14 protein-coding genes are annotated in these 16,448 nt (G+C 58.8%); 13 read left to right on the top strand and 1 reads right to left on the bottom strand.

The window, feature by feature from the left end:
• Window positions 1–21 precede the first annotated feature (21 nt).
• From AC6I8R_RS13025 to AC6I8R_RS12965, 13 genes are all read left to right on the top strand, one after another.
• Complete coding sequence (locus AC6I8R_RS13025; protein ID WP_013509639.1) at window positions 22–975, top strand: ABC transporter permease; 954 nt, start codon at window positions 22–24, stop codon at window positions 973–975.
• Window positions 975–1,826, top strand: a complete 852-nt coding sequence (locus tag AC6I8R_RS13020) for an ABC transporter permease (protein WP_021182780.1) — start codon at window positions 975–977, stop codon at window positions 1,824–1,826. The genes AC6I8R_RS13025 and AC6I8R_RS13020 overlap by 1 nt, the downstream gene beginning before the upstream one ends.
• The gene (locus tag AC6I8R_RS13015) at window positions 1,823–3,487 is read left to right on the top strand and encodes an ABC transporter ATP-binding protein (protein WP_208724065.1); all 1,665 of its coding nucleotides are present in this window, start codon (window positions 1,823–1,825) and stop codon (window positions 3,485–3,487) included. The genes AC6I8R_RS13020 and AC6I8R_RS13015 overlap by 4 nt, the downstream gene beginning before the upstream one ends.
• A gap of 226 nt (window positions 3,488–3,713) precedes the next feature.
• Entirely contained in the window at window positions 3,714–5,045 is a 1,332-nt protein-coding gene (locus AC6I8R_RS13010) for an NAD(P)/FAD-dependent oxidoreductase (RefSeq protein ID WP_497832427.1), read from the top strand.
• A gap of 10 nt (window positions 5,046–5,055) precedes the next feature.
• Window positions 5,056–5,904: a GNAT family N-acetyltransferase gene (locus AC6I8R_RS13005; protein WP_497832426.1), complete on the top strand. Its 849-nt coding sequence runs from the start codon at window positions 5,056–5,058 to the stop codon at window positions 5,902–5,904.
• Complete coding sequence (locus tag AC6I8R_RS13000) at window positions 5,904–6,830, top strand: 2-hydroxyacid dehydrogenase (protein WP_497832425.1); 927 nt, start codon at window positions 5,904–5,906, stop codon at window positions 6,828–6,830. The genes AC6I8R_RS13005 and AC6I8R_RS13000 overlap by 1 nt, the downstream gene beginning before the upstream one ends.
• 7 nt (window positions 6,831–6,837) lie before the next feature.
• Window positions 6,838–7,971 (top strand): M20 aminoacylase family protein, encoded by a 1,134-nt coding sequence (locus AC6I8R_RS12995; protein WP_415173589.1) that lies wholly within the window; start codon window positions 6,838–6,840, stop codon window positions 7,969–7,971.
• Between the two features lie 113 nt (window positions 7,972–8,084).
• Entirely contained in the window at window positions 8,085–9,401 is a 1,317-nt protein-coding gene (gene gabT, locus AC6I8R_RS12990) for a 4-aminobutyrate--2-oxoglutarate transaminase (protein ID WP_208724067.1), read from the top strand.
• 141 nt (window positions 9,402–9,542) lie between these two features.
• Window positions 9,543–10,055: an Lrp/AsnC family transcriptional regulator gene (locus tag AC6I8R_RS12985; protein WP_021182786.1), complete on the top strand. Its 513-nt coding sequence runs from the start codon at window positions 9,543–9,545 to the stop codon at window positions 10,053–10,055.
• A 489-nt stretch (window positions 10,056–10,544) separates the two neighbouring features.
• Window positions 10,545–10,991, top strand: a complete 447-nt coding sequence (locus AC6I8R_RS12980; protein WP_021182787.1) for a GNAT family N-acetyltransferase — start codon at window positions 10,545–10,547, stop codon at window positions 10,989–10,991.
• A 15-nt stretch (window positions 10,992–11,006) separates the two neighbouring features.
• Window positions 11,007–13,052 carry a hydantoinase/oxoprolinase family protein gene (locus AC6I8R_RS12975; RefSeq protein WP_415173582.1) on the top strand — a complete coding sequence of 682 codons (2,046 nt, stop codon included), beginning with the start codon at window positions 11,007–11,009 and terminating at the stop codon, window positions 13,050–13,052.
• Between the two features lies 1 nt (window position 13,053).
• On the top strand, window positions 13,054–15,021 hold the full coding sequence (locus tag AC6I8R_RS12970; RefSeq protein ID WP_497832424.1) for a hydantoinase B/oxoprolinase family protein: 1,968 nt from the start codon (window positions 13,054–13,056) through the stop codon (window positions 15,019–15,021).
• Between the two features lie 103 nt (window positions 15,022–15,124).
• A complete protein-coding gene (locus AC6I8R_RS12965; RefSeq protein ID WP_021182790.1) occupies window positions 15,125–15,967 on the top strand; it encodes an oxidoreductase in 843 nt (280 codons plus the stop codon).
• Between the two features lie 111 nt (window positions 15,968–16,078).
• Here AC6I8R_RS12965 and AC6I8R_RS12960 read toward each other — a convergent pair whose 3' ends face one another.
• The gene (locus AC6I8R_RS12960; RefSeq protein ID WP_415173580.1) at window positions 16,079–16,288 is read right to left on the bottom strand and encodes a hypothetical protein; all 210 of its coding nucleotides are present in this window, start codon (window positions 16,286–16,288) and stop codon (window positions 16,079–16,081) included.
• Between the last annotated feature and the right edge of the window lie 160 nt (window positions 16,289–16,448).

Here is a 16,448-nt window from a genome sequence, read left to right as displayed (position 1 = left end):
AACCGTAAGAGGAGCACGCCGATGAACCGATACATGATGTTCCTGATTGCCCGCCGCGCAGGCGCGGGCATCCTGACCTTGCTTATCGTCTCGGCGGTGGTGTTTTTTATCACCAGCCTGCTGCCCGGTGACGCGGCGCAGATGATTCTGGGGCAAAACGCCACACCGGAAACGGTGGCGGCGTTACGCCAGCAGTTGGGGCTGGATCAGCCGCTGCTGGTGCGTTATTTCAGCTGGCTGGGCGGGATGCTGCATGGCGACTTTGGCATCTCTTTCGCCAGCCATTTACCGGTAGCACAGTTGGTGGCGCAACGTATTCCGGCCACCTTTGAACTGGCGGCGATCACTACCCTGATCTGTGTGCCGCTGGCGCTGGTGATTGGTATCGCCGCAGCGATGAACCGGGGTTCGTTGATTGACCGCTTCCTGGTGGTCAGCACGATGGCGACCGTGGCGGTGCCGGAGTTTCTCGTCGCCACCGTGGCGGTGCTGATTTTTGCCGTCAAATTGCATTGGGTGTCGGCGATGTCGTTCGGCAGTCCGAATATGGATCTGCTCAGCTACCTGAAATCCTATGCCTTGCCGGTGTTGACGCTGTGCTGCGTGCTGGTGGCGCAGATGGCACGCATGACACGCGCCGCCATCATCAACCAGCTCGACAGCCCGTATCTGGAGATGGCGCGCCTGAAGGGGGTCTCGCCGTTGCGGGCGGTACTGCGCCACGCGCTGCCGAATGCGGTCGGACCGATTGCCAACTCCATCTCACTCAGCCTGTCGTATCTGTTTGGCGGCGTGATCATTATCGAAACCATTTTCAGCTATCCCGGCCTTGCCAGTGCGCTGGTGGATGCGGTGAGCAACCGCGACCTGCCGGTGGTGCAGTTCTGCGTGATGCTGTTCGCTGCCTGTTACCTGCTGTTGTTGCTGGCGGCTGACATCCTGACCATCGCCTTTAACCCGAAATGGAGGAGCTGATGAATAGCTTGCTACTTCCCTGGCGCTTTTTTCAGTCGCTAACGATCTCTGGCCGCTTCGGCCTGCTGATCTCGCTGTTCTGGGTGTTTATGGCGATATTCGGCACCCAACTGGCACCGCACAGCGTTGAAGATATTGGTGGTGGCCCGATGCTCGGCGGTATGACCGCGGATAACTGGCTCGGCACCGACTATCTCGGGCGCGATATCCTCAGCCGCATTCTGTACGGTGCGAAGTTCTCTATCGGTCTGGCGCTGACCGCCGCGCTTGGGGCCAGCCTGATTGGCACCCTGCTGGCGCTACTGGCCGCAGTAACCGGACGTTGGCTGGAGGAAGTGCTGGGACGTGTCAACGATGCGCTGCTGGTACTACCGGGCAAAGTGCTGTCGCTGATGATCGTTGCGGTGTTTGGTTCCTCGTTGCCGATGCTGATCCTCACCGCCATCTTCACCTACTGGCCGGGTGCCTTCCGTATTGCCTTCGCTATGGCGAGCAGCCTGCGCAATATGGATTACGTGCGTGCGTCGAAGCTGCGTGGCGAAAGCCGCTGGTATATCGCAATTCACGACATCCTGCCCAATATGGTGCATCCGATGCTCACCGACTTCGGTCTGCGGTTCGTCTACATCGTGTTGCTGTTGAGCGGCCTGAGCTTTCTCGGCCTCGGCGTTCAGCCACCGTATGCCGACTGGGGCACGCTGGTACGCGAAAACATTCAGGGCTTGTTTGATGGATCACCGGCGGTACTGATGCCTGCGGTCGCCATTGCCAGCCTGACCATCGGTGCCAACCTGTTTATCGACAGCCTGCAAGCGATGCGTCCACTGACCCTTGCGAAGGAGGGAGCATGAACGTGACACCCCATACCGCCATGCCTGTGATTGCCGTTGAGAATCTGCGCGTCACCGCGCAGACCGACAAAGGTGAAGAGATTGATCTGGTTTCTGATGTGCGTTTTACCGTGCAGAAAGGGGAAGTGCTGGCACTGATTGGTGAGTCCGGCTCCGGCAAAACCACCATCGCTATGGCGCTGATGGGGTATGCCCGCCACGGCTGCCGCATTGCTGACGGCATGATCCATGTTGCTGGCACCGATGTACGCAGCCTGTCACCGGGGCAACTGCGTGAATTTCGCGGTAACAAAGTGGCTTATATCGCCCAGAGCGCGGCGGCGTCGTTTAACCCGGGTATGCGTATTCTTGACCAGGTGATTGAACCGGTGGTGATCCACGGCACCATGAAACGCAAAGCGGCGAAGGAGAAGGCGATAGCGCTGTTTCGCGAACTGGCGTTGCCGAACCCGGAAACCATCGGCGATCGGTTCCCGCATCAGGTATCCGGCGGTCAATTGCAACGTCTGATGACGGCGATGGCGTTGATTGGCGATCCAGATGTGGTGATCCTCGACGAACCGACCACCGCGCTGGATGTGACCACCCAGGTCGAAGTGCTGAAAGCGTTTCGCCGCGTGGTGGCCCAGCGTGGCGTGACTGCCATTTACGTCAGTCACGATCTGGCGGTGGTGGCGCAAATGGCCGACCGTATTCTGGTGCTGTTGCAGGGCAAAATGGCGGAGTACGGCACCACCGAACGGCTGATTGGCGCGCCACAGGCGGAATACACCCAGTTGTTGATGAATGCGGCGCGTCAGAGCGAGCGTCCCAGTAACTGGAGCTGCGCTACCGCAGAGATGCAACCGCTGCTGGAAGTGCGCGATCTCTGCGCCGGTTATGGCCCGCGCGACAAAGACGGTCAGCCGAAAATCCGCATCCTTGAAGATATCAACCTGAAGCTGTGGAAAGGGCAGGCGATCGGCATCATTGGGGAATCCGGTTCCGGTAAAACCACGCTGGCGCACGCCATTGCCGGGCTGAATGCCCCGAGCCAGGGACATATCCTGTTTAACGGCCATTACATCAACGGCGATATGCACAAACGGCCTGATAACGAGCTGCGCCGTATTCAATACGTCTTCCAGATGGCTGACACCGCACTTAATCCGGCGCACAGCGTCGAACGCATCCTGTCACGACCGTTGGCGTTGTTTCACGGTCTGAGTGGCGCGGCGCGTGAGCAGCGGCTGCATCAGCTGCTTGATCTGGTCAAGCTGCCGCGCAGCGTGTTGTGGCGACGTCCGTGGGCGTTATCTGGCGGGCAGAAGCAGCGCGTTAACCTGGCGCGTGCGCTGGCTGCCGAGCCGGATCTGATTTTGTGCGATGAAGTGACTTCCGCACTCGATACCGTGGTGGCCGCCGCCGTGCTGGATCTGATCAGCGAGCTGCGACGCGAGCTGGGATTGTCGGTGCTGTTTATCAGCCATGACATGCACGCGGTACGCGCAGTTTGCGACGATATCGTGGTGATGAAAAGTGGCCGCATTATCACCCAGATTGCACGAGCAGATTATGCCTTGCCGACCAGCGAGTTGTATTTCGAACGTCTGAAACGCGCCGTTCCCGAGCTGCGCCAGGGCTGGCTGGATGAGCATGAAGAGGTATTGAAGGCGGAGTAGGTGCGGCCTGTGACCCTCACCCCGGCCCTCTGGGCAGGTGCGGTCTGTGACCCTCACCCCGGCCCTCTCCCATAAGGGAGAGGGAGATGTGCCATATGCTGGATCAGTTCCCTCTCCCGCTTGCGGGAGAGATTGCTTGCTCGATCAGTTCCCTCTCCCGCTTGCGGGAGAGGGTTAGGGTGAGGGAAAACGCTCACCAACCCAAACCAAAAGAGGTCGTTAAGTTATGCCTGCGCCGATTCGTTATGTACAGGACAGTGCAAATTTCCCTGAGTCTGCCGATGTGGTGGTGATCGGTGCCGGTATCGCCGGTTCGGCCGCCACCTGGGAGCTGGCAAAGCAGGGTTTAAACGTGGTGTTAGTGGAAAAAGGGCTGGTCGGTGCCGAGCAGTCGAGCCGTAACTGGGGCTGGTGCCGCCAGCAGAACCGTGACGAGCGCGAACTGCCGCTGATCATCTATGCGCTGCAACGCTGGGGTGAACTCAATGCGGAAACCGGTGAGGAGCTGGGCTTTTGCCGCAGCGGCCTGGTGTATGCCACGCGCAACGAAGACGATATCGCCGCTTGGGAAAAATGGGGCCAGATGGCGAAACAGTACGGCGTGCGCAGCGATATGCTCAGCGCCGAACAGGCCAAAGCGATGACGCCGGGCAGCACCACCCACTGGCTGGGCGGCGTTTCATCGCCGACCGACGGCCATGCCGAGCCGCGTCTGGCGTCTGCCGGTCTGGTCATCGGTGCCCAGCGACTTGGTGCGCTGGTGTTCCAGCAGTGCGCGGTGCGCGGGCTGGATATTGCCGGTGGTGTGGTGAGCGGTGTCTGGACCGAGCGTGGTTTGATCAAAACCAGCCGGGTGATTTGTGCCGCCGGTGCCTGGACCTCGATGTTCTGCCGCCGCCACGGTATCGACCTGCCGCTTGGCAACGTGATCGGCACCGCTTTCCGAACTCAGCCGATTGAACAAGCCATCGCCATGCCGCTGTATACCCCCGGCTTTGCCTGTCGTCCGCAAATTGATGGCAGCTACACGGTATCGGTGTCGGGACGTGGTCGTCTGGAACCCGGCGCGCAAGGCATTCGCTATGCCCGCCAGTTCTATCCGACCTTCAAAAGTCGCCGTAAAAACCTTAAATTCAGTTTGAGCTTCAAACCGTTCCTGACTGGCCCGGAAGCACTGGGCGGCTGGGAATTCGATCGCCAGTCACCGTTTGAGCGGGTGCGAATTCTTGACCCGGCAGCGGATGCCAGCCTGGTACAGGAAGGACTGGCGGCGATGCGCAAAGAGTATCCGGCACTCGCCAACCTGAAACTGGCGCAGGCCTGGGGCGGCATGATCGACAGCACACCGGATGCGATTCCGGTGATCTCCACCGTGGCGAAACTGCCGGGGCTGGTGCTGTCGGCGGGCTACAGTGCACACGGTTTTGGTATCGGTCCGGGGGCCGGTCGGCTGGCAGCCGATCTCGCCACGGATACGACGCCGGTGGTCGATCCGACCCCTTATCGTTATTCCCGTCTGGTTGATGGCAGCGGCCTTGACGCGCCAGGCATGATGTAAGGAGCACAACATGAGTATCACATTACGCGCGATGACGGCAGACGACATCGAACAGGGTTTTGCCATAACGCAACACCTCAAATGGCCGCACCGCCGTGAGGATTGGTTGCAGGCGGTGACGTTGGGTGAGGGCGTGGTGGCCGAAGAACACGGCGCTTACCTTGGCAGCGCCATTGGCTGGCGTTGGGGTGAGCAGGCCGCCACTATCGGGCTGGTGATCGTTAACGACCAGTTTCAGGGACGTGGCGTTGGCAAGCAGCTGATGCTGGCGTTGCTGGAAAAATTCCCCGGCTACAATGTGCGGCTGCATGCCACTGAAATGGGTAAAGGGTTGTACGCCAAACTGGGTTTTAACGTCACCGGCCATATCCAGCAGCACCAGACGCGTGCGCTGACGACTGTGCCGACCGTGACTATCCCAACCGGGCTGACGCTGCGTAACGCCACCGCTGCCGATGCCAGCGTGCTGACCGAATTGGACCAGCAGGCGCATGGCATGTGGCGTCCCAGGATGATTGCAACCCTGATTGCCGACAGTCAAACGGTGATCTTGCAGGATGCGCAACAACGTATTCATGGTTTTGCCAGCCTGCGCCGCTTTGGACATGGCTGGGCGATTGGCCCGGTGATTGCGCTCAACCTGCCGGTAGCACAGGCGCTGGTATCGGCGCTGATGCAGGGGTTAAACGGTGAGTTTGTGCGTATTGATACCGACGGCGCACAACCGCTGGCTGCCTGGCTGGAAACACTGGGACTGGCGCAGGTCGATGCGCCGACCACCATGATTCGGGGAACGCCGTGGTCACCGCAGGTCGGTGGCATGCAGGCGTTCGGGTTGATGACCCAGGCGATGGCCTGATGCATATCGCCTACAAATCTGATCCGGTGCGCGGTGCGCACTGGCAACGCTGGCTGGCGCAACATGCGCCAGATATTCAGCTACATATCTGGCCGGACATTGATGACGCTGAGCAGGTCGAGGTGTTGGTGGCCTGGCAGCCGCCAGACGATGTCATGGCGACCTTTCCCAACCTGAAAGCGTTGATGTCGGTTGGCGCAGGGGCAGACCAGTTTGACCTCAGCAAACTGCCGCCGGAACTCCCGGTGGTGAGGATGATCGAACCCGGCCTGACCCAGGGCATGGTGGAGTACGTTACCTTCGCCGTGTTGGGGTTGCATCGTGACATGCCGCGTTATTTCCAGCAGCAGCGTGAACAGCTGTGGCAAACCCATCGCATCTATACCGCGGGCGAACGCCGCGTCGGGGTGATGGGGCTGGGAGAACTGGGCCAGGCATCGCTAAAACAACTGGTTTCGCTTGGCTTCAATTGCGCGGGCTGGAGCCGTACACCGCGTGACATCGACGGCGTGCGCTGCTGGCACGGCAGCGAGCAACTGGCGGAGTTCCTCGCCTGGAGCGACATTCTGGTGTGTCTGCTCCCGCTTACTGACACCACCCGTGGACTTCTGAACGCCGAACTTTTCGCGCAACTGCCATCAGGAGCCGCATTGGTGCAGGTTGGGCGCGGGCCGCAACTTAACGACGATCATCTGCTGGCGGCGCTGGCGAGTGGCCAGCTCAGCGCGGCGGTGATTGACGTAACCGAACCCGAACCGCTGCCAGCCGGGCATCCGTTCTGGCACCACCCGGCCATCTGGCTGACACCGCATATCGCCAGCCAGACGCAAACCGACAGCGCTGTGGCGGCACTGGTGGAAAATCTGCGTCGCTATCAACGCGGCGAACCGATGGTCGGCGTGATCGATCGCAACCGGGGATACTGAGATGCAACTGGAACAATTAGTCGCACTGCGACGGGATCTGCACGCCCATCCCGAGCTGGGATACAAAGAAACCCGCACCAGCGACATCGTGGCGCGGGTTCTCACGGAGCAGGGCATTGAGGTGCATCGCGGTCTTGGCGGCACCGGCGTGGTAGGGGTGCTGAAACGTGGCACGGGATCGCGGGTGATTGGCCTGCGTGCCGATATGGATGCGCTACCCATGCAGGACAACGGCAGCCAGCCGTGGAAAAGCACCCATGAGGGTATCTGCCATGCCTGTGGTCACGATGGACATACGGTGATGCTTCTGGGTGCCGCCATACAACTGGCGCAACAGGGCGATTTCGACGGCACGCTGGTGTTTATCTTCCAGCCGGCGGAAGAGGGGCTGGCAGGGGCGAAAGCGATGATCGATGACGGTCTGTTCAGCCGTTTTCCCTGTGATGCGGTCTATGCGCTGCACAACTGGCCGGAACTGCCGCTGGGTGAGGTGCAAACCCGTCCGGGGCCGATTATGGCGGCGGCGGATCGTTTTGATATCACCGTGCAAGGGGGCGGCGGCCATGCTGCGCAGCCGCACCTGACGCACGATACCCTGTTAGCGACCAGCGAGCTGGTGGTGGCGCTTAACACTCTGGTGGCGCGCGCACTGGACCCCTGTGAACCGGCGCTACTCAGCGTGACGCGGATGCAGGGCGGTTTCTCGCACAACATGATCCCGGCGGAAGCCAGCATCACCGGCACCGTCCGCACCTTCAGCCCGGCGGCGCAGGACATTATCGAAACCCGGTTGCGCGCAATGGCGCAGCACGTCAGCGCCGCGCACGGTTTGCATGCCGAGGTCAACTACCTGCGTTATTACCCGGCCACCGTGAACAGCGCGCCTGAAGCGCAGCTGGCACTGACTGCGGTACAGCAGGCTGGAATGACGGCGAGTGAAGCCAGACAACCGGCGCTCACCTCGGAAGATTTCGCCTTTATGTTGCAGGCAAAACCGGGTGCGTATCTGTGGATTGGTTCCGCGCCGAGCCAGCCGTTGCACCATTCAGCCTACGACTTTAATGATGCACTGATTCCGCAGGGTATTCAGGCGTTGACCGCCATTGCCCGCCACGCGCTGCGTACAGAATTTCCCTGCTGAATGGCAGACGATTTTGACAGGAAATGCCGCTGCCCCGGCAATTACGGCAGCGTGAGAAACCAACGGGTTGCGATACTTGAGCCAACAGAACGTTACGTGGATGAGGGTTAAAAATGCAGAATGTCATGGCGGAACAGCAAACATATTCCGATAACAGCCTGTTACTGGATGCGCGTGAGCAGCATGTGCCGCGTGGCGTGGTCACCGCACATCCGCTGGTGATCGAGCGGGCTAAAGGTAGCGAAGTATGGGACGTTGAGGGGAATCGTTACCTCGATTTCGTGGGTGGTATCGGCGTACTGAACGTTGGCCATAACCATCCGGCGGTGGTAAATGCGGTTACCAAACAGCTTGGTCTGGTTTCGCACGCCTGTTTCCAGGTGGTGGCGTATCCGGGGTATATCGAACTGGCGCAGCGCCTGAATCAACTGGTGGGCAATGGCCAGCCGTTTAAGAGCGTGTTTTTCACCAGCGGTGCAGAAGCGGTAGAAAATGCGGTGAAGATCGCCCGTGCGCATACTCAGCGCTCCGGCATCATCGCTTTTGATGGCGCGTTTCATGGCCGTACCTTGCTGGGTTGTACCCTGACGGGCATGAGCCAGCCCTACAAACAGAATTTCGGTCCTTTCCCTGGCGAGGTGTATCGCCTGCCGTTCCCGAACGCGTTTTACGGCGTAAGTGATGACGATTGTCTGCAAGCGCTGGACCAACTGTTTGCGGTGCAGATTGCGCCGGAACGAGTGGCGGCGATTATCATCGAACCGGTACAGGGCGATGGCGGCTTCCTGCCAGCGGGGGCCAACTTTATGCAGGCGCTGCGCCGCGTTACGGAAAAACACGGCATTCTGCTGATTTGTGATGAAGTGCAGACCGGTTTTGGACGTACCGGCAAAATGTTCGCTTTCCAGCATTCGGAGATTACCCCGGATCTGGTAACCGTGGCGAAAAGCCTCGGCGGCGGCTTGCCGATTTCCGGTGTGGTAGGGAAAGCGGCGATCATGGATGCGCCATTACCTGGTGGGCTGGGCGGCACCTATGGCGGTAATGCGCTGGGCTGTGCGGCGGCGTTAGCGGTGCTCGATCTGATGGAACACGACAACCTGCTGGCGCGCAGTAATCAACTGGGCGAGAAACTCAATGCGCACCTGCATCAGCTGGCGGAAAAATACGCCTGTATTGGTGATGTCCGTGGCGTGGGCTTTATGCAGGCGGTGGAAATCATCGATTTTGAGACCAAACGTCCTGATGCGGCGATGACGCAAAAGATTCTGGATTGCGCCTGTCAGGAAGGATTGCTGTTGATTAAATGTGGTCTGCACCGCAGCACCATCCGCTTCCTGGCTCCGCTGGTCACCACCGATTCTCAGCTGGAAGAAGCGTTGCATATCTTTGATATCGCGCTGGCCCGCGCCAGTGGCCGACTCGGATAAATCCGGCTTCCTCATTGATATTGCTGGAATTATTAACAGGTTCCCCGAAGAACGTGGCGTGCGTCAGTGCTGGCGCAGCCACATTAAAGCGTGATATACCATCGGGATAACCTGCACGGTTGGTCAACAATGAGGGGTGCTATGAACGGCTTAATGAAACTCGACCGCATCGATATTAATATCCTGGTGCAACTACAAAAAGATGGCCGTATCAGCAACGTCAATCTGGCCGACGCCGTTGGACTTTCACCCAGCCCTTGCCTGCAACGGGTGAAACGTCTGGAGCAGGCTGGTTTTATCACCGGTTATGAAGCACACATCAACCTCACCAAAATTACCGACTCCGTGACGGTATTTACCGAAGTCACGCTGTCTGGTCATCGCCGCGAAGATTTTATGAAGTTTGAAAACGCCGTGCGTGATGTGGACGAGTTGATGGAGTGCCACCTGATTACCGGCGGTTATGACTATTTGCTGCGGTTTATTACCCGCAGCATTGAACATTACCAGGAAGTGATTGAGAAGATGCTGGATGCGCAAATCGGCATCGATAAGTACTTCAGTTATATCGTGATTAAATCACCGATTATGAAAAGCAGCGTGCCGTTGAGGTCGCTGATTGCGAAGCAGAATTCGGTGGAGTTTGGGGTGTGATTTCGTTCACCGTGCTGGTTTCGTTCGCCACAGGCTGATGTAGTTTCAGCTCGCCGGTGCGGCGACCGAGCAAAGGGTGCCTGGCCGCACCCTTTGCAATCCCGGGCCTCGCGCCAGCCTCTTTTTTTGCGCGATAAATCGCGCCGCTACCACTCAACGCCGCCTTTCGCCGCATCCATGCGGCTCATCCTGGCAGCATTCATTCGCTCAGCGAGTCCGGATGGCGCCCCACCCGCCGCTGCATGACTTGTGTTTTTTGGTGATTTAATTATTGCTGTCTGCGCGATTTATCGCGCAATTAAGAGAACACTGGGCTCGCAGGCGTTGGGGGCGGGCGGAACCCTCTCGGAGCCAGACCGCTGCCCCCACAGCATAAAATTTCCCCACCGCCCAAAATTCCCTTTATCTTAGCTGTTCCGGCTCTCGCTTCAGCCGCTACGCTTGCCCGTACGCCCTTACACTCAATTTATCCCTTTACAAGGAGTTGCCATGACCGCCTTGAACCTTGCCGATCACCTGTGGCAGCGCGATGACTTCATCATCTCCACCGAACGTCAGCGCCTGGATGTTGACTGGATTCATTATCAACTGGCCGAGCGTTCTTACTGGGCCAAAGGTCAGCCGCGCGCGAAAACCGAGCGCGCAATCAACGGATCGCTGCCCTTTGGTTTGTATCAGCAGAATCAGCAAATCGGTTTCGCCCGGTTGATCACCGACTACACCCGTTTTGGCTGGCTGTGTGATGTGATCATCGATGAAAACTGGCGTGGTCACGGCCTGGGCAGTTGGCTGGCAACCTGTGTGCGGGAGCACCCGGAATTGCAAACCGTGCACCGCTGGATGCTCTCAACCAATGATGCCCATCAGCTGTATCAGCGCCTTGGCTGGCGTGTAGTGCAGGACCCGCACAAGCTGATGGAATTTCCTCTCTCCTGATAACGGATAAAAACCATGTACCGTGTTGGCGTAGATATTGGCGGTTCCTTTACTGATTTTGCCGTGCTGAATGAGCAAACCAATCAGATCCACACTTTAAAAGTTCTCTCAAGGCCAGATCAGCCCGGCAGTGAGATTCTTACCGGGTTGGCGCAACTGGAGCAGCGTGACGGTATCGCGCCGCAGCATATCGAATACTTCACGCATGGCACCACGGTGGGCATCAACGCGGTGATCCAGCGGCGTGGGGTCAAACTGGCGCTGTTTGCCACAGCAGGTTTTTGCGATGTGCTGGAACTGGCACGCCTGAAGATTCCGCACATTCATGATCTGTTCTCGCGGCGACCCGCCCCACTGATTTCCCGTGACCGGGTATTTGCCATCAAAGAACGTACCGATCGCCACGGTGAGGTGGTGCAGGCGGTGGATCGCCAGAGCGTGCTGGAGGCCATTGCTGGCGCAAAAGCGGCGGGTTGCCAGGGGATTGTGGTGGCGTTACTGCACAGCTATCGCAATCGCCACAATGAAGCCGCCGTTAAAGCCATTATCAATGAACAGGCACCGGAACTGCTGACCTCCTGCTCAGCCGATATCTGGCCAATTATCCGCGAGTATGAACGCACCATCACCGCCACTATCAATGCCTATGTGCAGCCGATGGTGATCAATTACCTCGAATCCTTTGAACGTGCGCTGAAGACGATGGGGGTGCTGCCGCCACCGCGCATCACCAAATCCAATGGTGGGGTGATGGGGGTGGAGCAGGCGAAAAGCGAATGCGTGCAGATGGTGCTGTCCGGTACGGCCTCCGGGGTGATCGGTGCCAGCTTCCTCGCCAGCGCTTGCGGTTTTGACAAAATTCTCAGTCTGGATATCGGCGGCACCAGCGCGGATGTGGCGGTGATTATCGACGGCCAGGTGGCGCAGGGTAACGGCGAAATCATCGGTGATTTTCCCATCTACATCCCGTCCGTGGCGGTGACGTCTGTGGGACAGGGCGGCGGTTCGCTGGCGTGGATCGATAATCAGGGCGTGCTGCAAATGGGACCGGACAGCGCCGGTTCACTGCCGGGACCGGTGTGTTTCCAGCGGGGCGGTACGCAACCGACCGCCACCGATGCCTTTGCCGCCTGCGGCATGATCGGCCACGGTGATTTGGGCTACAACGCGGTGAAAGTCGATGTCGCGGCGGCGCGTGCAGCCTGGCAGCCGCTGGCAGATAAGCTCGATATTTCCGTGGAGGAGACGGCGGAAACCGCCATCGAACTGGCGATCTCCAGCATGTACAGCGATACCAGCGGTTTGCTGTCGCGTTTTGGTCTTGATCCGCGTGAATTCTGGTTCCTCGCGTTTGGCGGGGCTGGCCCGATGATGGGCTGCTTCCTTGCACGCGAATTGAATATGAAAGGGGTGATCGTGCCGCCGACGCCTGGCGTGTTGTCGGCGCTGGGTGGGCTGGTGGCGGATATCCGTAACGACTTTATCCGCACGCTGTATAGCGAACTGGACAGCACGCTGGCAGATAAACTGGCCACTGAGGCCGAGGCGCTGAGCCAGCGCGCACGCGGTTGGCTCACTGAGCAGCACGGCGAGGGTATGCCGTTTACCCTGCACTACAGCGCGGATATGCGTTATCGCGGCCAGTCGTTCGAAATTGAAGTGGCACTGGAGGCGTCCTGGCTGACGGAGGCCAACGTTAATGCGCTGCATGAGGCCTTTGATCGCCAGCATCAGCAGCTGTTTGGTCACTGTGATGCCAGTGCCCCGGTGCAGGTCATCAACCTGCGGCTGGTGATTGCGTCACCGACGCCGAAACCCACGCTCAATCGTCTGGCAGCGGCGCAGGGGCCGGTTGCGGTGGCGAAGCAGGTTAGTGCCTGGATCGATGGTGCACCGCATCAGGTCGATGTGGTGCTGCGTGCCAGCCTGGGCGCGGGACATCAGCTTTCTGGCCCGGTAATTATCGCCCAGGACGACTGCACCACCTGCGTGCCGCCGCAGATGACGGTGCGGGTGGATGAATTTGGCAACTTACTGATTACCCCGCTGGAGAGCAACTAAGATGGCGATTGACGGACGTAACCTGCAAATCCTCGCTAACTACTGCGCCGCAGCGGCCGATGCGATGGCGTTTACCCTGATGCGCACCGCGCACTCCACCTTCGTGAAAGAGACGGAAGATTTCTCCTGTCAGATCGTTAGCCGCGATGGCATGGCGTTTGCTTCGCCGCGCAGTTTCGGTGCGCCCTGGTACAGCGGTATTGATTACGGCCCGGTGCTGGCGCTGATCGACCACTACGACGAGGGGGATATCTGTATCACCAACGATTCGTATGCCGGTAACGTGGCGACCCACTCACCGGATATCCATATCTGGAAGCCGGTGTTTCATCAGGGGGAAATCATCTGCTTTGTTGTCGGGCATATCCATAACACCGATGTCGGTGGGGCGGTGCCCGCGTCGCTGTCGCGTTCCCTGACGGATATCGTGCAGGAAGGCATCCGCATTCCGCCGCTGAAAATCGTGCGCAATGGCGAACTGAATGAAGAAGTGGCGCGTATTATGCGCCTTAACGTGCGCGTGCCGGACCAAAACTGGGGTGATTTCAAAGCGCAACTCGCTTCGGTCAACGTCGGCGAACGCAAAATCCACGAGATCATTGCCCGTTTTGGCGTTGAAGATTTTCTTCAGGGCATCGAAGGGATTCTCGATTACGCCGAACGTCAGGCGCGCAGCATTATCGCTACCATTCCTGACGGCGAATATTTCTATGCTGACTTTGCCGATGAAGATGGTGACGGGGGCTATCCGTGCCGCGTGGCGATCACCCTGCGCGTGCAGGGAGAGACGCTGGAGCTGGATTACACCGGTAGCGATCCGCAGTTGGCCTCTTCGTTAAATATGCCTACCGGGGGACGTGAGCGTCACCCGCTGGCGTTGGTCGGCGTCACTTATGTGCTCTCGACACTGGACCGTAACCTGCTGCTGAATGCCGGAACGCTGCGTCCGACGCGCGCCATTCTGCCGCCGGGCACGGTGATGAACTGTGAAGCGCCCGCGGCGGTCGGTATGCGATCGCTGACCTGTGCGCTGTCGCAAATCGCCACCATTGGCGTGTTCTCGCAGGCCATCCCGGATCGCCTGCCTGCCAACTCGCCGGGCGGTAACTCGATCATGAATATCCGCACCAGCGATGCTGCCAATCGGAGCGTCGTGGCGTCACTCGGGCCGGTCGGCGGTGGCGCGGGCGGCACGCCGCGGCATGATGGCCCGGACGGTTCCGGCGGTTTATCCGCCTTTCTGAAAAATACGCCGATTGAGATCAACGAAGCCGAGGTGCCAATCCACTTCCACCGCTACGGTCTGACGGCAGACAGCGCCGGTGCCGGGCGTTATCGCGGCGGGCTGGCGACCGAGATGGTGTTCGAGATTTTCGCACCGGATACGCTGGTCACCGCGCGTAACCGTAACCGTTCGGTGTTTGCCTCGGCGGGGGTGTTGGGCGGCCAGCCTGGCGGTCTGTCTCATTTCCGCACCCTGCGTGACGGCGAGGTGATCGAGCATGGCAATACCGATGTGATTCGGTGCCAACCGGGCGACATTGTTGAAGTCCGTGGGCCGGGGGCTGGCGGCTATGGCCTGCCGGTGCAACGTGATGAACAGGCGGTGCTGGGCGATGTACGCTGTGGCTTTGTCAGTCACGAGGCCGCCCGTGCCGACTATGGTGTGGTGATCGTCAATGACCAGATTGATCAGGCAGCCACCGCACGGCTACGCAGTGAAATGCGCCAGCAGGCCAGCGAACACTTTGATCATGGTGCAGCGCGTAACGCCTTTGAAGCGCGGTGGACGCCGGAACGTTATCAACTGCTGACCACGTTTTTGGCGGCAGCGCCCGTTGGCTGGCGTCATTTTCTCAAACAGCAGGTGTTCAGGGCGGTGGCGGCCGGAGGTGACACGGACACGGCAGCGCAGATGCACGCCATCTTTGCAGATTTGCGCCAGCGCTATCCGGCAATGAACGTTTAATGAGGCACATCGCGCTAAAACCGTTACGGGTTTCCTGCCAGACTTAGTCTCTTTGCCCGCTGGCATTGCCATCGGGCCTGGATCATTTCAGGAGAGTCTCAGCATGGCAACAGCAAAACTTCCGGTATGGTTTATCTCCGGCTGCTCCACAGGCTTTGGTCGGGAACTGGCGCAGCAGGCGATTGCGCGTGGATTCAACACCGTGGTGACCGCGCGCGATCCGGCTAAAGTGCAGGATTTGGTCGAGGGCCACAGCAACGCGCTGGCGGTCGCGCTGGATGTGACGCAGCAGGCAAGCATTGATGCGGCGGTAGACAAAGCGCTGGCAACCTTCGGCAGCATCGATGTGCTGGTGAATAATGCCGGTTATGGTTACCAAAGTTCGGTGGAAGAGGGCGAGGAGCAGGAAATCCGCGCCCAGTTCGATGCCAACGTATTCGGCCTGTTCGCCCTGACACGCGCTGTGCTGCCAGCGATGCGCAAAGCGCGCAGCGGCCATATTATCAACATCACCTCGGTGGCCGGATTTATCGGTTTTGCCAGCTCGGGTTATTACTCCGCCAGCAAACATGCGGTGGAAGGCTGGTCCGATTCGTTAGCACTGGAAACCGCTCCCCTCGGCATCCACGTCACCTGCGTGGAACCCGGACCGTTCCGTACCGACTGGGCAGGGCGTTCGCTGCATCAAACGCCAAGTAAGCTGCCGGAATACGCCGAAACCGCAGCCGCACGAATGAAAGCCACCTCTGCATACAGCGGCACCCAGGCGGGTGACCCGGCTCGCGCCGCCAGCGCGATGATTGCCATCACCGAAAATGCTAATCCTCCGCGCCATCTGGTCATGGGGGCCTGGGGTTATGACGCAGTGACCAATAAATTAAAAGAGCGGCTGGCGCAGATTGAAGCGTGGAAACAGACGTCGATTGATACGGATTTTCCGCAATAAGGAAATAATGCGCGATAAATCGCAATAAGGAAATAATGCGCGATAAATCGCGCCGCTACGTGTCCAGCATATTTCCGTAGCGGCGCGATTTATCGCGCAATGTTTTGTGATTTATCGCACAATGTTTTGATAGTAACGGTCCAGCTCCCAACTCATCGGATTCTGCTCAATATATTGCCGCACATTATATAATTCCCGCTCATCACGAATTACCCGCTCGAAGAAATTAAATTGCCAGATTTTCTGCTCACAACGCCGGGATACACCCGCTTTGTATAATCCAATAATGCGAGGCAGCGAAAAGGTGATGTTTTCCAACATTGTTGCATATCACCTTATTTTGATCGATATAACCAAAGAGCGGTGCGCGTAAACGGGTTACCAGCGTAATAAAATAGGCACCCGACGTTGTGTAGTCATAATGCGGCAATCTCAGGTTTTTTCTGCGCGGCATATTAATCTCCTTGTTGCAGGAGCATGC

The sequence above is a fragment of the Pantoea sp. X-Soil-OKNW-713 genome (assembly GCF_059730685.1).
The sequence above is the reverse complement of the archived record's forward strand: the minus strand, read 5'-3'. Positions and strand labels throughout refer to the sequence as shown.